Here is a 1,139-nt window from a genome sequence, read left to right as displayed (position 1 = left end):
GTTCGATCACCGGGCTGTGGTGGTGGCTGCTGATCGTGTCGAGCTGTTGGCGGGGCTGGATGCGTTGGTGTCGGGTTTGGTGGTGCCGGGTGTGGTGACTGGTGTGGGTGTGGTGGGTCGTCGTGGGGTGTTCGTGTTTCCGGGGCAGGGTTCGCAGTGGTGGGGGATGGCGGCGGGGTTGTGGGAGTCGTCGTCGGTGTTCCGTGGGCGGATGGTGGAGTGTGAGCGGGCGTTGGAGCCGTTCGTGGACTGGTCGTTGTCCGCGGTGGTGCGGGGGGAGGTGGGGGCGCCGGGGTTTGATCGGGTGGATGTGGTTCAGCCGGTGTTGTTCGCGGTGATGGTGTCGTTGGCGGAGTTGTGGCGGTCGGTGGGGGTGGAGCCGGCGGCTGTGGTGGGGCATTCGCAGGGGGAGATCGCTGCGGCGGCTGTGTGTGGTGCTCTGTCGTTGGAGGATGCGGCGCGGGTGGTGGCGTTGCGGAGCAGGGCGCTGGGTGTGCTGGCGGGGCGTGGCGGGATGGTGTCGCTGGCGTTGCCGGTGGAGCAGGTTCTTCCGCGTCTGGGGGAGGGGTTGTCGGTGGCGGCGGTGAATGGGCCGCTGTCGACCGTGGTGTCGGGTGATGTGGAGGCGCTGGAGGTGTTGTTGGCCTCGTGTGAGGCGGATGGTGTGCGGGCGCGGCGGATCCCGGTCGACTATGCGTCGCATTCGGCGCATGTCGAGCGGATTCGTGATGAGTTGCTGGAGTTGTTGGAGCCGGTGCGTCCGCGGTCCGGTCGGGTGCCGTTCTATTCGGCTGTGACCGGTGGGGTGGTGGACGGTTCCGTGCTGGATGCCGAGTACTGGTACACGAATCTGCGGCAGACCGTCGACTTCCATGGTGCGACGAAGGCGTTGCTCGCGGACGGCTTCGATGCGTTCGTCGAGACCAGTGCCCATCCGGTGCTGACCGCCTCGATCGAGGAGAGTCTGGAGGAGGCGGACGCGTCCGCGGTGGTGCTGGGCACCCTGCGCCGCAACGAGGACGAGTACCGGCGTTTCACTCTGGCGCTCGCCGAGGCCTTCACCGCCGGACTTCCCGTGCACTGGCCGGTGAGCGGGCGGACGGCCGACCCCCTGGACCTGCCCACCTACGCCTTCCAGC

The 1,139-nt window shown here is 68.1% G+C and carries 1 protein-coding gene; it reads left to right on the top strand.

Annotated features, from left to right (window positions below):
• On the top strand, positions 1 to 1,139 hold a 1,139-nt coding region (locus tag AQJ64_RS44670), incomplete at both ends, for an acyltransferase domain-containing protein (RefSeq protein WP_157881188.1).

The organism is Streptomyces griseoruber, assembly GCF_001514205.1.
In the GTDB taxonomy this organism is placed as follows: domain Bacteria; phylum Actinomycetota; class Actinomycetes; order Streptomycetales; family Streptomycetaceae; genus Streptomyces; species Streptomyces griseoruber.
The sequence above is the reverse complement of the archived record's forward strand: the minus strand, read 5'-3'. Positions and strand labels throughout refer to the sequence as shown.